Here is a 22072-nt window from a genome sequence, read left to right as displayed (position 1 = left end):
TTTACATCGTGAATATAACACAGCCTTTCAGCATGAACAATTATTTCATTCTAAAATACTGGGAATTTCATTTTCACTGATATAATAGATGATAAAGTTCCAATCCTTCACCCAGATCACATTAAATCATTGTAAAAGCCCTGTTATAAACCGTATAATATAGATGAACCTAAAGGTTGAATAGATATAAAAAGGGGTTTATACATGCCTAAAATTATAAATATGGAAAGTATCGATGAGGCACAGGCACTTATCGGTGCGAATGATGCCCACATCTCTTACCTGGAGCTTGAATTTGATGTGACCATTCATACACTGGGCAATGAAATTACAGTCAGCGGATCAGATGAAGAAAACATAGAACGTGCAAAGGATGTTCTGATTCATTTAATCAAACTGATTCAACGCGGCGTTAAAATCAATTTACGGGATGTTCAGTCTGCAACTCAAATGGCAAAAAATAATACGATTGAGTACATGCAGGATTTATATAATGAAGTCATCGCCAAAGATACAAAAGGCCGCGGTATCCGGGCAAAAACAACCGGACAGAGAAACTACATTGAAAACATTAAAAAGAATGATCTTAATTTCGGAATCGGTCCCGCAGGTACTGGGAAAACGTTCCTGGCTGTTGTACTGGCATGTCAGATGTTCAGGGAGAATCAGGTAAAACGTATTGTTTTAACACGTCCTGCAGTAGAGGCCGGGGAAAATTTAGGTTTCCTGCCGGGTGACCTAAAAGAAAAAGTGGATCCTTATCTGCGTCCATTATATGATGGTCTTCACACTGTTCTTGGAGTCGAGCAGACCGATCGTCTGATTGAACGCGGTATCATTGAAGTTGCACCTCTTGCATATATGAGAGGCCGTACATTAAATGATGCGTTTTGTATATTGGATGAAGCACAGAATACTACTGAAATGCAGATGAAAATGTTCTTAACCCGTCTCGGTTTCGGATCAAAAATGGTAGTGACCGGAGATGAGACACAAATTGACCTGCCGGGCTCTACTAAAAGCGGCTTGATTGAAGCTGTCCGCCGGCTTGATAATGTGAGAGGCGTCGCAATCAACCGAATGGATGAAACGGATGTTGTCCGTCACCCGCTGGTTTCTAAAATTATCAAGGCATACGAATAGGAGATGAAATTATGATTACAGTGGATTTTATTGATGCAGGACAATTTACTTCCGATACCGAACGTAAAGATATCGAGTCGCTTCTGTCATTTGCTTATGATTATTTGAAGCAGGAAGGTGAAGCAGAAGTGAGTGTATCCTTTGTAACGAATGATGAAATCAAAAATATCAATCGTGATTACAGAGGGAAGGATAGTGTCACTGATGTGATTTCATTTGCACTGGAAGATGCAGAAGATGATATTGTTCATGATGAAGCCGTGCGGGTTCTCGGCGATATTATCGTGAGTACGCATCGTGCAAAAGAACAGGCACTTGAATACGGTCACAGCTACCGCCGTGAATTATTATTTTTATCACTTCATGGTTTTCTTCATCTCCTTGGATACGATCATATTGACCAGGATGATGAGGTACAGATGAATCAGAAGCAGGATGAAATTTTAGAGGCATTTGGTGCCACCAGGGAAGACTGAGTAATATATGAAACGATTTAAATATGCATATAACGGCATGATGCAGATGTTCCGTAAAGATACGCATTTCTTAATTCATATTCTAATCAGTCTGATTGTGATTATTTCAGGGTTCATTTTTCAGCTTTCAGCTGTAGAGTGGCTGTTTATTTTAAGTGCAGTGTTTTTAGTGCTGACTGTAGAGGCGCTTAATACCAGTATTGAATATGCAGTGGATTTAGTCACAGAGGATTTTCATGAACTTGCTTTATATGCTAAGGATATCAGTGCATTTGCAGTCGTTCTGGTATCTATTTATGCTGTTTGTACAGGCTTGATTATATTTTTACCCAAACTGTTAAATTTAATATAGGGAGAGACGATTATGAATGATGGTATTTTCAAAGAAGAATGGCTGACAGAAGTTCAGGAGGCACAAAGCCGTGCCTATACACCATATTCAAAATTCAATGTCGGTGCACTGCTGATTACGGATGAGGATGAATATATTTACGGTGCAAATATTGAAAATGCTGCATACCCTGCAACAATATGTGCAGAAAGAAGTGCACTGGTCAGTGCATATTCAAATAATAAAACCAAATTTAAAGCACTGGTTATCGTTACCGATGCGAAAGATCCTGCAAGCCCATGCGGTACATGCAGACAGGTGATGAAAGAATTATGCGATGACGATATGCCTGTGTATTTAACAAGTAAGGACGGCCGTGTCATTAAGCGGTCGGTAGATGATTTATTACCACTAGGATTTTCAGGGAAGGATATGGACGAATGAACGAAGGATTTAAATCAGGATTTATCAGTATTATCGGGCGGCCGAACGTAGGGAAATCAACTTTTATGAATAAAGTGCTCGGTCAGAAAGTGGCAATCATGTCTGATAAACCACAGACAACCCGTAATAAAGTGCAGGGTGTATACACGACAGATGACAGCCAGATGATTTTTATAGATACACCGGGAATTCATAAGCCAAAGCACCAGCTTGGTGAACATATGATGAAAGTGGCGAGAAATACACTTAGAGAGACCGAGGTCATTTTATTCATCGTAAATGTTTCAGAAGAAATCGGACGCGGTGATGAGTTTATTATTGATATGCTGAAAAACACTAAAACACCAATTATTTTAGTGCTTAATAAGATTGATTTAGTTCACCCGGATGAACTGATTAAGCAAATTGAAGTATATAAAGATAAACTGTCTTTCAGTGATATTGTTCCTATTTCAGCACTTCAGGGAAATAATATAGATAAACTGCTTGAAGTAATCGGAGGATATCTGCCTGAAGGTCCGATGTATTATCCGGCAGACCGTGTAACCGATCATCCGGAGCACTTTATTGTCGGTGAATTAATCAGGGAAAAAGCACTTCATCTGACCAGTCAGGAAATACCGCATGCCATCGGTGTGGAAGTTGAACGTATGAAGGCCGATAAAGAGGGCGGTAAACTCAAAGTTCAGGCAACAATTTATGTAGAACGTGACTCCCAAAAAGGAATGGTCATCGGTAAAGGCGGAAAAATGCTCAAAGAAATTGGAAAACGGGCACGTGTTGATATTGAAAATCTGCTTGGCAGTAAAGTATATTTGGAGCTTTGGGTAAAAGTTCAAAAAGACTGGCGTAATAAGAGCAGTTTTATACGAAATCTCGGATACAGAGATGATGAATACTAGGTGATCGAATGATTTATCAACAACGGGGAATAATGATCCGGCAGACGAATTACAGTGAAACCAGCCGGATTATTACAATTTTAAATGAGGACGGCATGAGTGTGCCGCTGATGGCTCGAGGGTTTAATAAACCTAAGAGCCCTTTTATCGTGCTCAGGCAGGGGTTTAGAGAAGTGTTGTTTACCTATAACCGATTTAAAGGAATCGGTACTTTGAATGAGGTAGATGTAGTACAGCAGTTTAAACATGTGAATAATGATTTTGAAGTGTATTCATGTGCTGTTTATATGATGGAAATGATTACAAAAGCGATAGAAGATGCACCTGAAGATGTAACGGCAGAATATTACCGTCTGGCGGTAAAAGGCCTTGAATTATTTGAAGCCGGAAATTCAAAATACGGTGTGCTGTCTTTAATTGCGATTAAAATGCTTAAATATTACGGTGCAGAGCTTAATGTAGATGAATGTGCAGTATGCGGCAATCGAAATTACAGGCAGTTTTCCCATTATTCTTTTAAGTATCATGGTGTGCTGTGCAATAACTGTTTAACTGATGAGACAACGGCACGTTCTAATTTAATCAGTAATCGTGTACTTTATCTTGCGGCATATATGAAACATGTCAAAATTGATGATATAGAATCGGTAAAGATGAGCGATGAAAACGGCAGAATGCTTCTGAAGTTCATTGAGTTAATTTATGATGAATATACAGGTGTATTTTTTAAAGCCAGGAAAATGGTGCATATGGAGTAGGAGGGAACCATGAATATTATAGAAGAGACCAAAGATTTTGTAGAAAAACGGCTCTCCGGAGAAGGGACAGGACATGACTGGCTTCATATTGAAAGAGTATACCACAACAGTCTGATCCTCATCGATGAAACAGAGGAGTCTGTTGATAAAACAGTGGTGGAACTTGCCAGTCTGCTGCACGATATTGCGGATTGGAAGTTTACAGGCGGTGATGAAAAGGCAGGTCCCCGGATTGCTTCCGACTGGCTTAAATCATTGAGTGTGGACCCTGCAGTCATCGGGCATGTTTGTGACATCATACAGGATATTTCATTTAAAGGTGCCGGTGTTAAAACGCCGATGAAAACACTGGAAGGTGAAATTGTACAGGATGCCGATCGTCTTGATGCGATTGGTGCTGTCGGTATTGCACGCACATTTGCCTACGGAGGATACAAAGGACAGGAATTATATAATCCATTAATCGAGCCGAAAAATCATCAGTCACAAGAAGCGTATAAAAAACAGGATACGACATCCATGAATCATTTTTATGAAAAGTTACTGCTGTTGAAAGACCGGATGAACACGCCGGCGGGGAAGAAGCGTGCAGAGGAACGTCATCAATATATGGTTGAGTTTTTGGAGATGTTTTTCAAAGAAAATGGATATGAAAATTCAATTCATAATACACTTTTGAAGAACTATAAATAATATTTATTTTAAAATAGTACTATATTAAAAACGCGTCACACGAATTAGTGTGACGCGTTTTTTTATCGTATTAATGCGTAATAAATGACATAAAACCAGCTGAATATCCCATGAATCACAGCCCAGATAATCGACTGATTTACACTCCAGGAAATAGTGATTGCGAGAACAGAACCAAATCCGAGACCGGTTTTGACAACAGTATTACCGTTTGCCATATGTTTCTCTCCTTATAACTTCTGTATTATGAAAATCATGATTTGATAGATAATTAAATTTTCGCTCATTCTTATAGAAATTACAAACAATAAGTAATATCTGTGTAATTCTGATTTCACTAAAAGGCTCCCCCTTAAGTGTCTACTTAAAGGGGAGCATATCATTGAACTTAAGTAATTAATTATGAATGAAATTACGGCAAATTGCTACTTCTTAACCTGAAGCATATCATCGCCTTCTCTGATTTCTTCCTGATCAACTGGAATCACATCAGTAAATTCAATAGTGTTGGTCACAACAATCATGACGGTAGGGTCATATTCAGCTTTTTCAATTTCACTGATATCAAAAGTACCGAGAAGATCACCTTTTTTCACAATGTCTCCCTGCTCAACTTTGCGGTCAAAACCGTTACCTTCCATATTTACCGTATCAATACCGATGTGAATTAAGATCTCAACGCCTTCATCGGTTTTAATGCCGTAAGCATGTTTTGTTTCATAAGCAACTGTAATTGTCCCGTCTGCCGGAGAAATTATTCTTTGTCCCTCAGGATAAACTGCAATACCTTTACCCATCATTTCTGAAGAGAATACCTGGTCGTTGACTTCAGAAAGCGGTACAACTTTACCTGTTAAAGGTGCGCCGATGGTTTCGATATGTGTTAATGCAGATGATGCAGGTGCATTTTGTTCATTGGCAGCTTCATCAGGACTCTTATCATTTTCAGGCGCTGCAAGTTTCTTTCTGCCGTAGAAGAATGTCAGTGTAAATGAAATGACGATACTGATTAGAATACCGACCATAAACATTGGTATGGACTGCGGTGCAATTGAGATAAATCCGATAACACTTGCAGGTCCCATAGACACAGCAAGAACATGGAAAAATCCAATGAATGCTGAAGAGATTCCGGCAGCAATCATACCACAGACAAATGGGAACTTAAGTTTTAAGTTGACCCCGAAAATTGCCGGCTCAGTAATACCGAGCATTGCGGATAAACTTGCTGAAGAGGCAAGTCCTTTTTGCTTTTGATTTTTTGTAATAAAGAAAATTGCAAGACAGGCAGCACCTTGTGCAACGTTTGCCATTGATGCGACAGGGAAGATAAATGAACCACCCGTAGCAGCAATATCTGCAAGAAGCATTGTTTCAATTGCCGGGAAACTCTGGTGAAGTCCTGTAATGACAATCGGTGAATAAAAAGTACCGAAGACACCAAGACCGAATCCGCCTGTTGTTTGATACAGCCAGACAAGTCCGTCAGTCAATCCGTCTGATAAGCCGCGCATCAACGGACCTACGAAAATAAATGTCAGGAACCCTGTAATAATTACAGAAAGCATCGGCGTGAATGTAAAGTCTATAGCACTCGCAAGTCGTTTCCGGAAGAATTTCTCTATGTTTGCGAGAATCCATGAAACGGCGAGAACAGGAAGTACAGACCCTTGATAACCGGCCTGTGCAACAGAAAGACCAAACAGGTTCCAGTAAGGCATCGTACCTTCTTCGATTGCGTTTGCTACTCCATATCCGTTAACAAGGTCGGGCATTACCATTGCCATCGCCATTGCAGCACCGAGGAATGGATTACCCCCGAACCGCTTAGTGGCTGAAAAACCGATTAAGACAGGTAAAAATGCAAATGGTGCCGCTGAAAGAAGACCGATAATACTGACAGCATCCTCAAATTGTGGATACATTTCAATGACTGACTGGGGTCCGAAAAGATCCTGAGATGTCAGTACATTATTTAATGCCATTAGAAGACCGCCGGCAACAAGGGCTGGTATAATCGGCACAAAAATATCAGATAATACTTTAACAAGAGCCATCAAAGGATTAGTTTTCTTCTTGCCCTTTGACATTTCTTTCAGTTCATCTTTGGAAGCCGCCTGAATATTAGCGATTTCCGTCAGTTCCTTGTACACTTTGTTAACATCACCGGGTCCGACAATAATTTGATACTGACCGTCGGATTTAAATGTCCCTTTGATATCAGGATGATTATCAAGACCCTCCTGATCAATGTCATTATCATTTTTCAGTACAAGCCGGAGCCGTGTGGCACAGTGGGCAGCCGCCTGGATATTATCCTCACCAACCATCCGGAGTATGTCTTCGGCAACTCTTTTATGATTCATGTTAATTCCCCCTTTTTTGAAATCGTTTTCTCAATGATACAAATAATACTATTTTATGTCAATCGCTTATCATAAATTTAATCTTATTACTTAAAAAATTAATAAAATGATGGTATTATTATGATTGACGATTAACATAATAAAGACACATTATATTGTGATATAATAATCAATACTGTAAAAAATAAAGGAGTTCAAAAAGAAATGGGACAAGTTATGGAATGGACAAGAAGCTTATCTTACAAACCATACAATCAATGGAGTAAAAGTTATCATAGAGAATTGATTTCAGAAATTCAGAATTCAGAGTGGAAGCTCGCGTTTCACATACTGCCTGAAACAGGTCTTTTGAATGACCCGAACGGGTTTTCATATTATAATGGGGAATGGCATTTATTTTATCAGGCATACCCGTTTGGTCCTGTTCACGGTGTGAAATCATGGTATCATATGACATCCAAAAACCTGGTGGACTGGAAACAGAATGATTATGTTCTGCTCCCTGACTCAGACTATGACAGTCACGGTGCTTATTCCGGTTCGGCATTATCTGTAGATGATAAACTATTTATCATGTACACAGGCAATGTACGTAATGATCATTGGGAAAGACATTCCTATCAGCTTGGTGCGTGGCTGAATCAGGATATGCAGCTTAAAAAATTTGATGACCCGCTGATTCCTGAACCGCCTGCAGGATATACACACGAGTTCCGTGATCCACAGGTATTCCGGTATCAGGATGAGTATTTAATGATTATAGGTGCCCAGACAGAAGATAAAAAGGGTGCGGTTTTAACTTATCAAAGTCCCGACCTGATGAACTGGCATTGTATTGGTGAACTCGATTATACAAAAGAAGAAATGGGTTTTATGGTAGAATGTCCGAACCTCTTGTTCATTGATGAACAGCCTGTGCTGTTATTCTGTCCACAGGGGCTTGATAAAAATATAAAACCCTATCAGAATATATTTCCAAACACTTATGTTATCGGCTCTTCATTTGACAGAGAAAACACAAAGATTAATGATGTATCAGATCTTGTTCATCTTGATGAAGGTTTTGATTTATATGCAACGCAGGCGTTTAATGCACCTGACGGAAGAGTATTAAGTGTCGGATGGGTCGGTCTTCCGGAGATTAACTATCCGAGTTTTGAAGAAGAATGGGCTCACTGTCTGAGCATTGTTAAAGAGCTGACAATTCAAGATAATCACTTATATCAGACACCGGTTTCGGAAATGAAGGATTTGAGACGAAGTGAAACGGATTTAAACGGTAAAATTTCAGAAGAACAAAACCAGCTGGTCTATAAGGCAGATGAAAATATTTATGAACTGTTATTGGAACTTGATACAGAGGCGTCCGGAACACTCACTCTTTTTGCGGATAAGACCAACAGCAGCGGTTTAAAACTTTCATATGATGCAGACAATCATACGATTACTATGGATCGGAGCCGGGCGGGTATTTCGTTTGGCGAGGAATACGGAACAACACGTTCAGCAGAAATCAGACCGGAAGATAAGCTGAAACTTCATATATTTGTTGACCGCTCCGTCTGTGAAGTGTTTATCAATGATGGATACCGTGTGATGACCAGCAGAGTCTTCCTGGAAAATGCAGATGATACACATGTTTTTCTTGAAGGATTTAAAGGTGCGTTTTCCGGAAATGTATGGGAACTTAGAAAAATGAACGAATAAGACGAATACAAAGGGATGATTTTATGAGCGTGAAACTGACAGATGTGGCTAAAAAAGCAGGGGTCTCTCCAACAACAGTCTCTAGGGTCATCAATAACTACGGGTATTTAAGTCAAAAAACGATTGAAAAAGTTCATCGCGCAATGGAGGATTTGAATTATCAGCCGAATTCAATGGCACGGTCTTTACAAGGGAAGGGGACTCAGTTGATCGGCTTGATTTTTCCAAGTGTATCCAATCCTTTTTTTGGAGAACTGGCGGTTAAAATTGAGCACAGGCTGTTTGATAAGGGCTATAAAGTCATCCTCTGCAACAGTGGGAATGATACGGAGAAGGAACGGGAATATTTAAGAATGCTTGCTGCAAACAAAGTTGACGGCATCATTGCAGGTGCCCATAATCTCGGAATTCCTGAATATCAAAATGTTGACCTTCCAATTATCTCTTTTGACAGGTATCTGGATAAAGGAATTCCGATTGTATCCAGTGATAATTTCCAGGGCGGATCTCTCGCGACGGAACATCTCTATCAAAGAGGCAGCAGAAGGATTGCTGTTTTTACAGGCACGAATGAATCGGATTCTCCGACAAATGAGCGTCTTGAAGGGTATCTGTCTGTGATGAAATCATATCATCTTCAGCCGCTGGTATATCAATTTCCTTTGGAACAGTCAGCGTTTTTAAAAGAGACAGAAATCAGCAGTATTCTGTCTAAAAACAACCTGGACGGCATTTTTTGTACTGATGATTTGACTGCATTACTCGTTTTGAATAAAGCTTCTGACCTTGGAATTTCTGTGCCGGATCAATTAAAGGTCGTTGGATATGACAGCAGTGAGTTTATTCAAAACTATTATCCTTACCTCTCTACAATATCACAGCCTGTTGATCAGTTTGTTGATTTATTAATTGATTTACTGTTGAAGCGTGTGGAGAAAAAAGATATTGAACTGGAAGCAAATTATCAGCTGCCGGTTCAACTCCTTCAGGGTAAAACGAGTTGAACAAGTTAATAATATTTGAAGAGCTTACGGCATTATGTCCGAAGCTCTTTTTTAGTAATTGTTTTCAATCATCATGAACAGGGAAATGAGTGTTAATGATGATTTAAGGAGCAGATGAGGATGAACAGTCAAAGAAAATGGGCGGTAATTTACTTAATTGGTTTTTCTGTAATGATATTTTTAAATTATTGGAGTGCAGTAAATGTCGGGATTGTGGCTGATGAAAACCAGGCACTGATTCAACCGGCAGGTTTTGCTTTTTCTATATGGGGATTAATTTATATTTTGTTATTCATATGGATCATCAAGGTCTTTTTTTCTGAGACAGGTGCTGTGACAGTAAAAAGATTACACATCTGGCCGTTGATTAATTTCTTGTTGAACGGTTTGTGGATACTGGTATTTACAGCAGGCTGGATTTTATTATCTTCCGCAGTGATTATTTTACTGCTCGTTACACTGATAAAAATGTACACTGAAACATCAAATCAGGATTATCACTGGTTTGACCGATTACCGTTTTCAGTGTACTTCGGGTGGGTGACTGCGGCATCTGTAGTTAATATATTCACACTTTTAGTTTCATATAATCAGGAAATGTTTCTCGGTATACCTGAAATTTCATGGACACTGCTTGCGGTACTGCTTATTACAGTTCTGACCGTTTACATTGGATTCCAGTTCAGGGACTGGCTTTATCCGCTGGTTATTGTATGGACATACTCAGGGATTTATATTGAAAATGACAACATGTATCCACTGCTGGATATTATTTTAATCCTGTCCATTGCTGTCATGATTGTCTTAGTACTATTTGAAGGTGTGAAGAAAGTAAAACTTTCTAAATCATGAAGACAGACTGTCGAAAGGTACCTCCGTAAATTTACGGAGGTGCCCTTATTTTATTTTCAAACTGTAACTTAAAGAGTTTAAATACTTTGTAAGCCGGGAATAAAGAACTGACACACTAGTATGCGCTTTCATTATGGATTTTGTACTGCATCTGTATATTAAGGAGTGTCTTAAATGTCACCTTATCAAAAAATGTATTTTATTTTTGCCGTCTTTTTTATCTCGACAGCTATTTTACTGTTTGTCATTCATTTTATATCGGAAACATTTCCTTCAGTAATTTCAACAACCAGTTTTGCGATGGCGGTAATGTGTTTTTCTTTATCCTATTTATACCCGAAATTTCAATCTAATCCGGAAAAAATGAGAAATATAAGAAATAAAGTAATTCCGGTTACAATAATACTTGCAGTGATTCTATCCATGTTTAAATGGCTGATGATTGAGCTTGGAATCATTTATTTGTCTATACCGCAGTTCATTCAAATTCTCATTGCTCTGATGATCTGTACAGTATTTATCAGCTTTGTACTCTTTGAAAAATATCAAACAGGCAGGGAGGACTGATTTCAATGTTTAAGTATATGGTATGAACCAGATAGGCTGTTTCCTCTGAAAATTATAATCATATATTCGGGAGGAATCAGAATGAATAAGCAGCAGAAATTAAACAAAATTACAGAGAAGATGCATGAACTTAATTTTTCCGGAGCCTATTATGCGAAAAATAATAAATCGATATTAACTGATGCTCACGGAGAAAGGAACCAGTCAGAAAGATTGAAAAATAACACGGGAACCCGATTTTCAATTGCCTCCGGCAGCAAAATTTTCACTGCAGCTGCAGTGTGCATGCTGGTGGATGAAGGCAAAATTACTTTTGATTCAAAAATTTCAGACTGTCTGGATATTGAGTTCCCAAATTTTAACGGGGAAATTACTATTCATCATTTATTAACACATACTTCAGGTGTGCCTGATTATTTTAATGAAGAAATCATGGATGATTTTGAAGAATTATGGGTCGAACATCCAATGTACCTCGTTAGAAACTTAAAGGATTTTTTGCCGATGTTTCAGCATATGGAAATGCAGAATGATTTGAACAGCAGCTTTCAATACAATAACACAGGGTATATACTGCTTGGTCTTGTAGTTGAATCACTGACAAAAATGTCTTTTACAGAATATGTAGAGACGTTTATGTTTAAAAAAGCCTCTATGCATCATTCCGGATATTTTGAGATGGACAGGCTGCCTGAAAATACAGCACATGGATATATTGAATTGTCCGGGGGATATTGGAAGTCCAATATTTATTCACTTCCTGTAAAAGGCGGTGCGGACGGTGGAGCCTATGTAACTGCTTCTGACAGAGCTTTATTCTGGAAGGCATTATTTGACGGGTTTTTGTTGTCTGACAAGATTCTTGAAATGTTTTTAAAACCGCGTGTCATAGTGAATGAAGAAGACCGGATTTTTTACGGATACTGTGGTTATATGGAGCTCGACGAAAATAATCGAACCTTAAAGTATATACAGATGGGATATGATCCGGGCGTGAATTTTCGGGAAGTGTATTATCCAGAGTCACAAAAAATCATTACAGTATGTTCCAATCATGAAGAAGGTGCCCATGAGTTAATGGGTGAGGTTGAAGCATTAATATAGTTGAAAAAGTAAAAAGCGACGGAGCATTTTCTCCGTCGCTTTTTACAGATTAAAATTTAATACGCTCTTTCAGGAAGTCATTAACATCTTCAATGGAGACACGTGTCTGTTCCATTGTGTCCCGCTCACGGATAGTCACTTTTTTGTCTTCCAGTGAGTCGAAGTCAAAAGTGATACAGAACGGTGTACCGATTTCATCCTGTCTGCGGTATCTTTTACCAATTGATTGTGATTCATCAAATTCTATATTGAATTCACCGGCGAGCTGTTCATACACTTTAATTGCGTCACCGCTTAATTTTTTAGAAAGTGGAAGTACAGCTGCTTTAAATGGTGCAAGCTGAGGGTGAAGGCGAAGAACTGTACGTGAATCGCCATTCTCCATTGTCTCTTCTTCAAATGCATCACATAAGAAAGCAAGTGTCACACGGTCAAGACCGAGTGAAGGTTCGATACAGAACGGCACATATTTTTCACCGGTTTCCTGATCATGATATGTGAAGTCTTCGTTGGAATGCTCCATATGCTGACGCAGGTCGAAGTCTGTACGGCTCGCAATTCCCCATAATTCTCCCCAGCCGAACGGGAATTTATATTCGATATCTGTTGTTGCGTTGGAGTAGTGGGAAAGCTCATCATCATCATGGTCACGCATACGTGTATTTTCATCTTTCATACCGAGGTTTAAGAGCCACTTTTCAGCATACTCTTTCCAGTATTTCTGCCATTCCACTTCAGTACCCGGCTTACAGAAGAATTCAAGTTCCATCTGGTCGAATTCACGTGTTCTGAAAGTGAAATTACCCGGCGTAATTTCATTACGGAAAGATTTACCGACCTGCCCGATACCAAAAGGCAGTTTTTTACGCATTGTACGCTGTGCATTTTTATAGTTAACAAAGATTCCCTGTGCTGTTTCAGGACGCAGGAAAATTTCGTTTGTTGAAGATTCAGTAACACCCTGGAAAGTTTTAAACATTAAGTTAAATTGACGAATCTCAGTGTAGTTATGTGCACCGCATGTCGGACACTTAATATCACGTTCTTCAATGATTTTTTTCATCTCATCAAAGCTGAGGCCGTCAGCAACGAATGTGTCATCTTCCTGCTGGATGACATCTTCAATTAGTTTATCCGCACGGTGACGGCTTTTACATTCCTTACAGTCAATCATCGGGTCGTTGAAGTTGCTTAAATGACCGGAAGCTTCCCATGTTTTAGGGTTCATCAGTATCGCAGCATCCAATCCGACATTATACGGTGATTCCTGAATGAATTTCTTCCACCAGGCCTGCTTTACATTATTTTTTAATTCTACACCTAATGGACCGTAATCCCAGGTATTTGCAAGACCGCCGTAAATTTCACTTCCCGGAAATACAAATCCGCGTGTTTTTGCTAAATTAACTATTCTGTCCATATCCATACAAATCGACTCCTTTAATATATTTTGATTTTTAGTTTTATGATATAAAAAATCCCAGGACAGCAAAATCGCTGCCCTGGGACGAGTATATACCCGCGGTTCCACCCAAATTAGTGTGTCCACTCAACTTTTATATTCATAAATTAATTGTTATTTATACCATATTATATGTGTTAAGCTCTCACCATTCTTAACTCGCTTATAAAGTATTATATTAAATATTGAATTTAAGTGCAATCTTTTTAATCATCAATTCAGGCAGAAAATTATGATGACAGCCTCTATAGTGCTATAATAACTCATCCTGCCATCGAATAAATAATCAAAGTATGATTAAAATACGTTTGAAAAGGACTCGATGTTCAGAAGCTGGTTTTGAATTTCTCTTGAATTAATATGAGAATAAAAGAATACATTGAAATGTTTAATCAGTATTCTTGATATGAATGACACTATATGTACTGCTTTGAACTATGAAAACAGAAAGAAAAATGTTCCTTGAGAGACTTCGAATATGCAAATAATAGTTTTAATTGATAGTATCTGTATTTGTAATTTATATAAAATTTAATCGCTTTTCATATGTTGTGAAAGTGGTATAATTATAAATGTTGGGAGTGAGGCCATGGAACTGAATGCGAGACAAGAAAAGATATTGAAAATTGTTAAACAGCACGGTCCAATTACCGGCAGCAAGATTGCTGAGCAATTATCACTAACCAGGGCAACACTGCGCCCGGATCTTGCGATATTGACAATGAGCGGCTATTTAGATGCGCGTCCGAGAGTCGGGTATTTTTATACAGGCAAGGAACCTGAAGAAGTCATGACAAGCCGGCTCAGAAATATTCTGGTCAGAGATGTTCAGAGTCTGCCGATACTGATTACGCAGGACACTTCCATTTACGAAGCGATTGTCAAAATGTTTTTGGAAGATGTCGGTACACTGTATGCAATTGATGAAAAACGACAGCTCGTTGGTGTAGTTTCGAGAAAAGACTTGTTAAAGGGAACCATGGGTAAAAGTGATATAGAGAAGACTCCGGTAAGCATTATTATGACAAGGAAGCCTCATATTACTACGTGTTATCCGAATGATCTGCTGATGTATGCTGCCAATCAACTGATAGACAAGCAGATTGATTCACTGCCGGTAGTTGAATTAAAAGACGGCATAGAAGTAGTAACCGGGAGAATTACAAAAACAAATATTACCCGCGTGTTTGTTAATCTAATGGAATAGGGATGTGTTGAATAGATGTCGAAATTAAAAGTAATAATCGCTTCGGATTCTATCGGTGAGACCGGTGAACTGGTCGCAAAGGCCTGTTTGTCCCAGTTTAATCTGAGCAATGAACAAGAAGCAATCATCCGCTATCCGTATATAGAAACAGAAGACAATGTTGATGATGTTGTGGATCTCGCAAAGAGTAAGAATGCGATTGTTGTATATACCATTATTAAACCGGATCTTAGAAGTTACATCCGTTCAGAGCTGAAGAATGAAGATATCTCATCAGTGGATGTTATGGGGCCGTTAATGGAAATACTTACTGGTGAAACGAATGATGAACCTTATTATGAACCGGGGCGTGTTCATAAGCTCGATGAAGATTATTTCAAGAAAATTGAAGCGATTGAATTCGCAGTTAAATATGACGATGGAAAAGATGCCGGCGGCCTTGATAAGGCGGATATTGTACTGATTGGTGTATCACGTACATCCAAAACACCACTTTCTCAGTTCCTGGCCTTAAAAAAATATAAAGTGATGAATGTGCCGCTCATGCCGGAAGTAACACCGCCGGAAGAATTATTCCAAGTCGATCCTAAAAAATGTATTGGACTGGTCATTAACTCCAATTCACTTAATAAAATCAGGAAAAAAAGACTTTCGCAGCTTGGGTTGAAGGATACAGCGAGTTATGCCAAGGATGAACGTATTAATGAAGAACTTGAATATTTCAATGAAGTGATTGGACAGATAGGCTGCCCTGTAATAGATGTTTCTGAAAAAGCGATTGAAGAAACAGCGAATGAAATCTTAAAGTATGTGGAAGCAGGAAAGATTGATACAAAAGGGTGATTGGAATGAGAGTTCCAGATGAAACTGTAAATAAAGTAAAGAACGGGACTGACATTGTCGAGCTGGTCTCAAGTTATGTAAAGCTTGAGAAACGAGGGCGTAATTATGTCGGTCTCTGTCCGTTCCATAATGAAAAAACCCCCTCATTCAGTGTGAGTCCGGATAAACAGATATGTCACTGCTTCGGCTGTAAAAAGGGTGGTAATGTATTCCAGTTTTTAATGGAGATTGAAAGCCTTAACTTCTCGGAAGCTGTGAAAAAGCTGGGTGAACCGCTCGGGGTAAGTATTACAACCGAGGAAAGTCGTGTCGATGAGTCAGACATGACTTTAATTAAAATGCATGAGTATTTGACGGATCTTTATCATCACGTACTAATGCATACAAATGAAGGTGAAGAAGCACTTAAATACCTGACTGACAGAGGGTTCAGTGCTGATATCATAAAGAAAGAAAAAATCGGTATTACTCCAAACATGAGGGACTTCACAAAAAATGCTTTGTTAAATCAAAACTTCAGCATGGAAAGTGCTTATCAGGCCGGGCTGGTATCAAGGAATGAAGAAAACTTTTCATATTATGACCGGTTTGTCTCAAGAATAATGATTCCGATTAAAAATCATCAAAACTACATTGTCGGCTACACAGCGAGATCGTTGGACGGTTCCGAGCCGAAGTATTTGAATACACCGGAAACACCGGTATTTCAAAAGCGGGAGCTGCTGTTTAATTTAAGTGACGCACGGAAATTCATCCGGAAGCAGGATGAGATTATATTGATGGAAGGCCACCTTGATGTTATAAAAGTCAAGATGACGGATGTCCAAAACATAGTCGGTTTAATGGGAACCGCATTAAGCGGTGAGAACATCAATTTGATTAAGCGTCTTGCTTCCAATGTGACTCTGATGTTCGACTCGGATAATGCCGGTCGGAAAGCCGCCACTTCAGTCGGCGAAACACTTCTTTTTGAGGGATTGAATGTTTTTATTATCCAGCTTCCGGAGGGCGAAGATCCGGATGAATATATTGAGAAGCACGGCCGGGAGAAGTTTGAACAGTTAGTTCAGAAACAAAAACGGCATTTTGTTCACTTTCAGGCCGACCATCTGCTGGATGAGAGTATGGAAAATGATTTAAGCTACACTCAAAATTTAAATAAACTGATTAATTATTTGAAGTATGTGCCGGGCAACACTTTGAAGGAACGAATCATTACACATATCAGTGACAGTTATAAAGTTTCAAAAGAGCACATATTAAGCAGTATTCCATCTCAAACAGAAAACGTTAATTACTTTGAACCGCCGGCAGAGCCGCAGATGAAAATTGCACTTTCCACCAGAGAAAAGAAGGAAAGATACTTTTTGAAAGCACTAAGCCGCGACAAATCATTATTTATACAATTTAAAGATGAAGTGAGCACAGAAGTATTAACATCGCCTACCTATTATGGTATATTTAAAGGGTTGTGCACTTATTATGAGAAATTTGAAGATTATGATGTTTCCATGATTAATCAATATGTAAGTGAAGAATGCTTTGAAGCATTACTAGATCTCGACAGTATTAAAATCCATGATGATGTCTCAAAAGATGAATTGAATGATTATTTAGGGGACTTAAGTGGTATTAGGAATAGTACAAGAGATAAGCAGTTGATTTATCTTCAACTCAAGGAAGCAGAACAGTCCAATGATGTTGACCGTCAGATTGAGTTGATGCAGAAACTTGTAGAAATCAATAGTCGTCATAAAAAATAAGTGCAAAAAATTTAGGAGGTTGTCCAATGGCAGATAATAATATTGAAACAACAGAAACTAAAGATGTTGAGTTGTTTACATCTGTTGAGCAAGTTAAAAACTACCTGCTTGAAAGAGGGAAGAATCAAGGTCATCTCTCTCATGAAGAAATCGCAGATAAACTTTCTAATTTCGAGTTAGATGCGGATGCAATGGATGAATTTTTTGATGAAATCAATGAAAATGATATCCAGTTAATTAACGAAAAAGATTCTACAGACACTGATGAAAAATTAAACCTCCATGACATGAGTGCACCGCCGGGCGTTAAAATTAACGACCCTGTCCGTATGTATTTAAAAGAAATCGGACGTGTGGATTTATTAAATGCACAGGAAGAAATTGAACTTGCAAAGCGTATTGAAAAAGGGGATGAAGTAGCAAAAAGCCGTCTGGCTGAAGCCAACCTCAGACTTGTTGTCAGTATCGCAAAACGGTATGTAGGACGCGGTATGCTGTTCCTGGATTTAATTCAGGAAGGGAACATGGGTCTGATTAAAGCAGTAGAGAAATTCGACTTCTCCAAAGGGTTCAAATTCTCCACATATGCGACATGGTGGATCAGACAGGCAATCACACGTGCGATTGCCGACCAGGCTAGAACAATTCGTATTCCTGTTCACATGGTTGAAACGATTAATAAACTGATTCGTATTCAGCGCCAGCTCCTTCAGGATCTTGGTCGTGAACCAACTCCGGAAGAAATTGGGGAAGAGATGGACTTACCTGCAGAAAAAGTCCGTGAAATATTGAAAATTGCTCAGGAGCCGGTATCACTTGAAACTCCGATTGGTGAGGAAGATGACAGTCATCTGGGAGACTTTATTGAAGACCAGGAGGCTCAGAGTCCTTCCGATCATGCAGCATACGAGCTGTTAAAAGAACAATTGGAAGATGTTCTTGATACACTGACAGACAGAGAAGAAAATGTGCTTCGCCTGAGATTTGGTCTTGATGACGGACGTACCCGTACACTTGAAGAAGTAGGTAAGGTCTTCGGCGTTACACGTGAACGGATTCGTCAGATTGAAGCAAAAGCTTTAAGAAAATTAAGACATCCAAGCAGAAGCAAGCGATTAAAAGATTTCATGGATTAAAAGAATTTATAATAGTGTAAACTTTTATAAAAATTTATTTTGACTTTATGTCAATTTAATATACAATTATAGTTGTATATATGTGAATACGAGGGAGGTTCAAGAGATGAACAAGAATCCAATTATTCCGTTTTTACTTATCATTTTCTTAGGAATTGGTTTAGTTTTCCTTCTATCAGGTGAAGGGGCGACTGATGACGGTGAAGGTGAGGAGACGGCTTCCACGGAAGAATCCGGCGGCGGTGAAGAAGGCGGAGCTGATTCAGGCGATGTAGATGCTGAAGGTATTGCACGTGACAACTGTGCGTCATGTCATGGTCAGGACTTCAGTGGTGGAATGGGACCTGCTTTAGCAGGAACTGGTCTTGGTGAAGATGAATTCCATGATATCGTACTTAATGGTCAAGGCTCAATGCCATCATTCGACGGTCAACTTGGAGATGAAGAGATTACTGCTTTATATGAATTCTTCACTAATTAATTGACGAACGTTAAAACTTTTAGCTCTTGCACTCTGTGTAAGAGCTTTTCTTTATGTAAAGGAGCATTTTATGTTAGATGAACGATTAAATAGAGTAATGGAATATATTACTGGAGATACTCTTGTGGATATCGGCTCGGATCACGCCTACCTTCCTATTGAAGCGTATCATAACGATAAAATAAAATTCGCAGTATGCGGTGAAGTGGTTGAAGGTCCTTATCAATCCACTGTAAATAACATCAGACAGCATGAACTAAATGATAAGATTGAAGCAAGGCTCGGAAACGGTCTCAAAGTATTAAATAATGAAGATGTGGATACCATTACAATATGCGGCATGGGTGGGCCTCTGATTGCTCAAATTCTTAAAGAAGGATTCGGACATGTTGGAAATCATCCCAGACTGATTTTACAGGCAAACACATACACATATCCAGTAAGGAAAGCTATTTCAGAACTTGGATATACAATTACAAACGAAGATGTACTGAAAGACGGCAGGCATTTTTACGAGATTATTGTCTGTGATTTTTATCCAAAGCAGAAAAATTATACTGAAAAAGAGCTTAAATTCGGACCTGTGAATTTAGAGAACCGGACCGAAGCGTTTATCGATAAATTAAATTGGGAATTAGAACACCATAAGCGGATTTTAAAAGGTATCGATTCCACAGCGGAGAAAAATACTGAAAAAATCGACGAATTGAATTTAAAAATTTCGGAGAGGCATGAGGTGTTAAATAGTGAAAGTCAGTGAGCTGTTAAATATATGTGATAATATCGCTCCGTTTTCAAGCGCAGAGTCCTGGGATAACACAGGATTAATTGTTGGTGATGAATCAGAAAAGGTGAATGGAATACTGATTTCCCTTGACTGTGCGTCGGAAACGGTAGATGAAGCAGTCCAAAAGGGTGCTAATGTAATTATCAGTCATCACCCTGTCATTTTTCCGTCGGTGAATACCGTGACTGAAAAGTTTGTCGGACGTGTGATAAGAAAATTAATTAAGAATGACATTAACTTAATTGTAATGCATACCAATTTGGATCATCAGCCGGACGGTGTGAGTCATATGATTGCGGATAAACTCGGATTTCTGAACACGAATATTCTGCTTCCTGTTTCAGGAGAGTTTAAGAAAATTCGTATTAATATCCCTGAAAATGACAAAGAAAAATTAAAATCACACCTTGCTGAAAATAAAGTCGGCAGTGTCGGAGAATACAGCAATTGTTTCTTCGAATATCCTGTAGCCGGACAGTTCAAGCCAAATGAAAATGCAAACCCTCATATCGGCTCAGCCGATGTTTTTGAAGAAGTGGAAGAATATATAGTTGAGGGTATTTTTGAAGAGAAGCATCAGCATCAGGTCATTCAGGCACTTATTGATATCCACCCATATGAAGAGCCTGCATATGATATTTTGAATTTGGAAAATCAGTCAAAGATGGGTCTCGGTGTCACATTTGATTATGATGGGAGCCTTGAATCTTTGGTTGAACTGATTCAGACTAAGGCCGGGACACCTGTCGTAAATGTTGTTAAAGGAAATAAAGAAAAGATTCAAAAAGCAGCTGTCATAGGCGGTTCCGGTATGAGTTATGCTGAAGCTGCATTCAATAGCGGCATAGACGTACTCATTACAGGTGATGTTAAATATCATGAAGCATATGATGCAAAACTTTTGAACAGAAATATTATCGATGCGGGACACTACATTGAAGTTTTAATGGTAGAAGGACTAAGCAGGTTGTTGCAAGATCAAACAGATGTAAATATTTTTGAAACAGAAGTAAATACAAATCCATTTCAATAAAAATAAGCTGCCGGGGCTTCCCGGCAGCTTATTTTTTATTCCATAATTTTTACAGGAGACGGATTTTTTATCTTCGGCAGAATTTTTTGTTTAGGCACTTTTGACTGCGGAAGGTCTCCATTTGCCTCATCATAATCTTTAATATAATCGATGACTTCCTTAACAATAGGCGTTGGTGTAGAGGCACCGGCCGTAATAGCTACAGAATCGATGTTTTCCAGCCACTCTGTTTTCAGTTCATCAAGTGAACTGATTCTATAGGCATTGGTATGTGCTATTTCTTTTGAAACCTGAGCGAGCCTGTTCGAATTATTACTTTTCGGATCTCCGACAACAATTAATAAATCTGCTTCCTTCGCTTGTTCGGCAACAGCTTCCTGACGCACCTGGGTTGCCAGACATATTTCTTTATGAACCTCAATATGCGGGTACTGGGTTTTCAGCTGGTCCATCAGATGACTTACGTCCCACTGACTCATTGTTGTCTGGTTGGTAACAATAAGCTTCCGGTCTTTCAAAATCTCAGGAAGTGATTTGACATCTTCCATTGTTTCAACAAGGTGTACATGTTCCGGATTAACTCCGACAGCACCTTCCGGTTCAGGGTGTCCTTTCTTACCGATATAAATGACATCATAGCCTTTCTTTGTTTTCTGACGTATCAGCTCATGAGTCACTTCAACATCAGGACAAGTCGCATCAATACATGTCAGTCCTTTTTCTTTGGCACGTTCTTTCACTTGAGGGGAAACGCCGTGTGCTGTAAAAACAACAGTCCCTTCGTTAATCTGTTCCAGAATCTCAAGACGGTTCGGACCGTCAAGGGTAATGATACCATCATCTTCAAAAGCATCTGTTACATGCTTATTGTGTACAATCATTCCTAAAATATATATGGGACGCGGTAATGTTTTATCCATTGATGCATTGCGTGCAATGACCATAGCATCGACCACACCATAACAATATCCCCGCGGTGTAATTTTAATAATATCCATAGAGTACATTCCTCC

At 38.9% G+C, this 22072-nt stretch carries 23 protein-coding genes; 19 read left to right on the top strand and 4 right to left on the bottom strand.

The features are described 5' to 3' along the window. The first annotated feature begins 204 nt into the window (after positions 1-204). The 7 genes from ACFSX4_RS03355 to ACFSX4_RS03325 are packed head-to-tail and all read left to right on the top strand — an operon-like array spanning position 205 to position 4747. Complete coding sequence (locus tag ACFSX4_RS03355; protein ID WP_377771534.1) at positions 205-1143, top strand: PhoH family protein; 939 nt, start codon at positions 205-207, stop codon at positions 1141-1143. 11 nt (positions 1144-1154) lie between these two features. Next, positions 1155-1619, top strand: coding sequence for an rRNA maturation RNase YbeY (ybeY, locus tag ACFSX4_RS03350; RefSeq protein ID WP_377771532.1), 465 nt, complete (start codon positions 1155-1157; stop codon positions 1617-1619). Between the two features lie 7 nt (positions 1620-1626). Next, positions 1627-1971 carry a diacylglycerol kinase family protein gene (locus ACFSX4_RS03345; RefSeq protein WP_377771530.1) on the top strand — a complete coding sequence of 115 codons (345 nt, stop codon included), beginning with the start codon at positions 1627-1629 and terminating at the stop codon, positions 1969-1971. Between the two features lie 12 nt (positions 1972-1983). Continuing rightward, on the top strand, positions 1984-2394 hold the full coding sequence (gene cdd / locus ACFSX4_RS03340) for a cytidine deaminase (RefSeq protein ID WP_377771528.1): 411 nt from the start codon (positions 1984-1986) through the stop codon (positions 2392-2394). Continuing rightward, the gene (era, locus tag ACFSX4_RS03335) at positions 2391-3296 is read left to right on the top strand and encodes a GTPase Era (protein ID WP_377771526.1); all 906 of its coding nucleotides are present in this window, start codon (positions 2391-2393) and stop codon (positions 3294-3296) included. Before cdd ends, era begins: the two co-directional genes overlap by 4 nt. An 8-nt stretch (positions 3297-3304) precedes the next feature. After that, the gene (gene recO / locus ACFSX4_RS03330) at positions 3305-4054 is read left to right on the top strand and encodes a DNA repair protein RecO (protein WP_377771524.1); all 750 of its coding nucleotides are present in this window, start codon (positions 3305-3307) and stop codon (positions 4052-4054) included. A 9-nt stretch (positions 4055-4063) separates the two neighbouring features. Next, positions 4064-4747 carry an HD domain-containing protein gene (locus tag ACFSX4_RS03325; protein ID WP_377771522.1) on the top strand — a complete coding sequence of 228 codons (684 nt, stop codon included), beginning with the start codon at positions 4064-4066 and terminating at the stop codon, positions 4745-4747. Positions 4748-4809: 62 nt separating this feature from the next. On the opposite strand, the gene ACFSX4_RS03320 is transcribed toward ACFSX4_RS03325, so the two are convergent. Continuing rightward, positions 4810-4965, bottom strand: a complete 156-nt coding sequence (locus tag ACFSX4_RS03320; RefSeq protein ID WP_377771520.1) for a hypothetical protein — start codon at positions 4963-4965, stop codon at positions 4810-4812. Between the two features lie 207 nt (positions 4966-5172). Beyond that, positions 5173-7113, bottom strand: a complete 1941-nt coding sequence (locus ACFSX4_RS03315; RefSeq protein ID WP_377771518.1) for a sucrose-specific PTS transporter subunit IIBC — start codon at positions 7111-7113, stop codon at positions 5173-5175. 204 nt (positions 7114-7317) lie between these two features. On the opposite strand from ACFSX4_RS03315, the gene ACFSX4_RS03310 reads away from it, so the two are divergent. The 5 genes from ACFSX4_RS03310 (at position 7318) to ACFSX4_RS03290 (ending at position 12347) form a co-directional block, all read left to right on the top strand. Further along, positions 7318-8820, top strand: coding sequence for a sucrose-6-phosphate hydrolase (locus tag ACFSX4_RS03310; protein WP_377771516.1), 1503 nt, complete (start codon positions 7318-7320; stop codon positions 8818-8820). Positions 8821-8843: 23 nt separating this feature from the next. Further along, positions 8844-9824 carry a LacI family DNA-binding transcriptional regulator gene (locus ACFSX4_RS03305; protein ID WP_377771514.1) on the top strand — a complete coding sequence of 327 codons (981 nt, stop codon included), beginning with the start codon at positions 8844-8846 and terminating at the stop codon, positions 9822-9824. Positions 9825-9944: 120 nt separating this feature from the next. Beyond that, positions 9945-10676 (top strand): tryptophan-rich sensory protein, encoded by a 732-nt coding sequence (locus ACFSX4_RS03300; protein WP_377771512.1) that lies wholly within the window; start codon positions 9945-9947, stop codon positions 10674-10676. A 174-nt stretch (positions 10677-10850) separates the two neighbouring features. Further along, a complete protein-coding gene (locus ACFSX4_RS03295; RefSeq protein WP_377771510.1) occupies positions 10851-11243 on the top strand; it encodes a hypothetical protein in 393 nt (130 codons plus the stop codon). Positions 11244-11324: 81 nt separating this feature from the next. After that, the gene (locus ACFSX4_RS03290; RefSeq protein ID WP_377771508.1) at positions 11325-12347 is read left to right on the top strand and encodes a serine hydrolase domain-containing protein; all 1023 of its coding nucleotides are present in this window, start codon (positions 11325-11327) and stop codon (positions 12345-12347) included. 49 nt (positions 12348-12396) lie between these two features. Here the strand turns inward: ACFSX4_RS03290 and ACFSX4_RS03285 are convergent, their stop codons facing one another. Then, positions 12397-13773 (bottom strand): glycine--tRNA ligase, encoded by a 1377-nt coding sequence (locus ACFSX4_RS03285; RefSeq protein WP_377771506.1) that lies wholly within the window; start codon positions 13771-13773, stop codon positions 12397-12399. Between the two features lie 625 nt (positions 13774-14398). On the opposite strand from ACFSX4_RS03285, the gene ACFSX4_RS03280 reads away from it, so the two are divergent. The 7 genes from ACFSX4_RS03280 to ACFSX4_RS03250 all read left to right on the top strand — a co-directional run bounded on the left by ACFSX4_RS03280 (position 14399) and on the right by ACFSX4_RS03250 (position 21059). Further along, a complete protein-coding gene (locus ACFSX4_RS03280) occupies positions 14399-15016 on the top strand; it encodes a helix-turn-helix transcriptional regulator (RefSeq protein WP_377771504.1) in 618 nt (205 codons plus the stop codon). A 15-nt stretch (positions 15017-15031) separates the two neighbouring features. Further along, positions 15032-15859 carry a pyruvate, water dikinase regulatory protein gene (locus ACFSX4_RS03275; protein ID WP_377771502.1) on the top strand — a complete coding sequence of 276 codons (828 nt, stop codon included), beginning with the start codon at positions 15032-15034 and terminating at the stop codon, positions 15857-15859. Positions 15860-15864: 5 nt separating this feature from the next. Then, the gene (dnaG, locus tag ACFSX4_RS03270; RefSeq protein WP_377771500.1) at positions 15865-17622 is read left to right on the top strand and encodes a DNA primase; all 1758 of its coding nucleotides are present in this window, start codon (positions 15865-15867) and stop codon (positions 17620-17622) included. A gap of 26 nt (positions 17623-17648) precedes the next feature. Continuing rightward, the gene (gene rpoD / locus ACFSX4_RS03265) at positions 17649-18758 is read left to right on the top strand and encodes an RNA polymerase sigma factor RpoD (protein WP_377771498.1); all 1110 of its coding nucleotides are present in this window, start codon (positions 17649-17651) and stop codon (positions 18756-18758) included. Positions 18759-18864: 106 nt separating this feature from the next. Further along, complete coding sequence (locus ACFSX4_RS03260) at positions 18865-19239, top strand: c-type cytochrome (protein WP_377771496.1); 375 nt, start codon at positions 18865-18867, stop codon at positions 19237-19239. A gap of 70 nt (positions 19240-19309) precedes the next feature. Next, on the top strand, positions 19310-19999 hold the full coding sequence (locus tag ACFSX4_RS03255; protein ID WP_377771494.1) for a tRNA (adenine(22)-N(1))-methyltransferase: 690 nt from the start codon (positions 19310-19312) through the stop codon (positions 19997-19999). Next, positions 19986-21059 carry a Nif3-like dinuclear metal center hexameric protein gene (locus ACFSX4_RS03250; protein WP_377771492.1) on the top strand — a complete coding sequence of 358 codons (1074 nt, stop codon included), beginning with the start codon at positions 19986-19988 and terminating at the stop codon, positions 21057-21059. The genes ACFSX4_RS03255 and ACFSX4_RS03250 overlap by 14 nt, the downstream gene beginning before the upstream one ends. 35 nt (positions 21060-21094) lie before the next feature. Here ACFSX4_RS03250 and ACFSX4_RS03245 read toward each other — a convergent pair whose 3' ends face one another. Continuing rightward, complete coding sequence (locus ACFSX4_RS03245) at positions 21095-22057, bottom strand: 4-hydroxy-3-methylbut-2-enyl diphosphate reductase (protein ID WP_377771490.1); 963 nt, start codon at positions 22055-22057, stop codon at positions 21095-21097. Positions 22058-22072: the final 15 nt, after the last annotated feature.

The sequence above is a fragment of the Corticicoccus populi genome, assembly GCF_042686195.1.
In the GTDB taxonomy this organism is placed as follows: Bacteria; Bacillota; Bacilli; order Staphylococcales; family Salinicoccaceae; genus Corticicoccus; species Corticicoccus populi.
The sequence above is the reverse complement of the archived record's forward strand: the minus strand, read 5'-3'. Positions and strand labels throughout refer to the sequence as shown.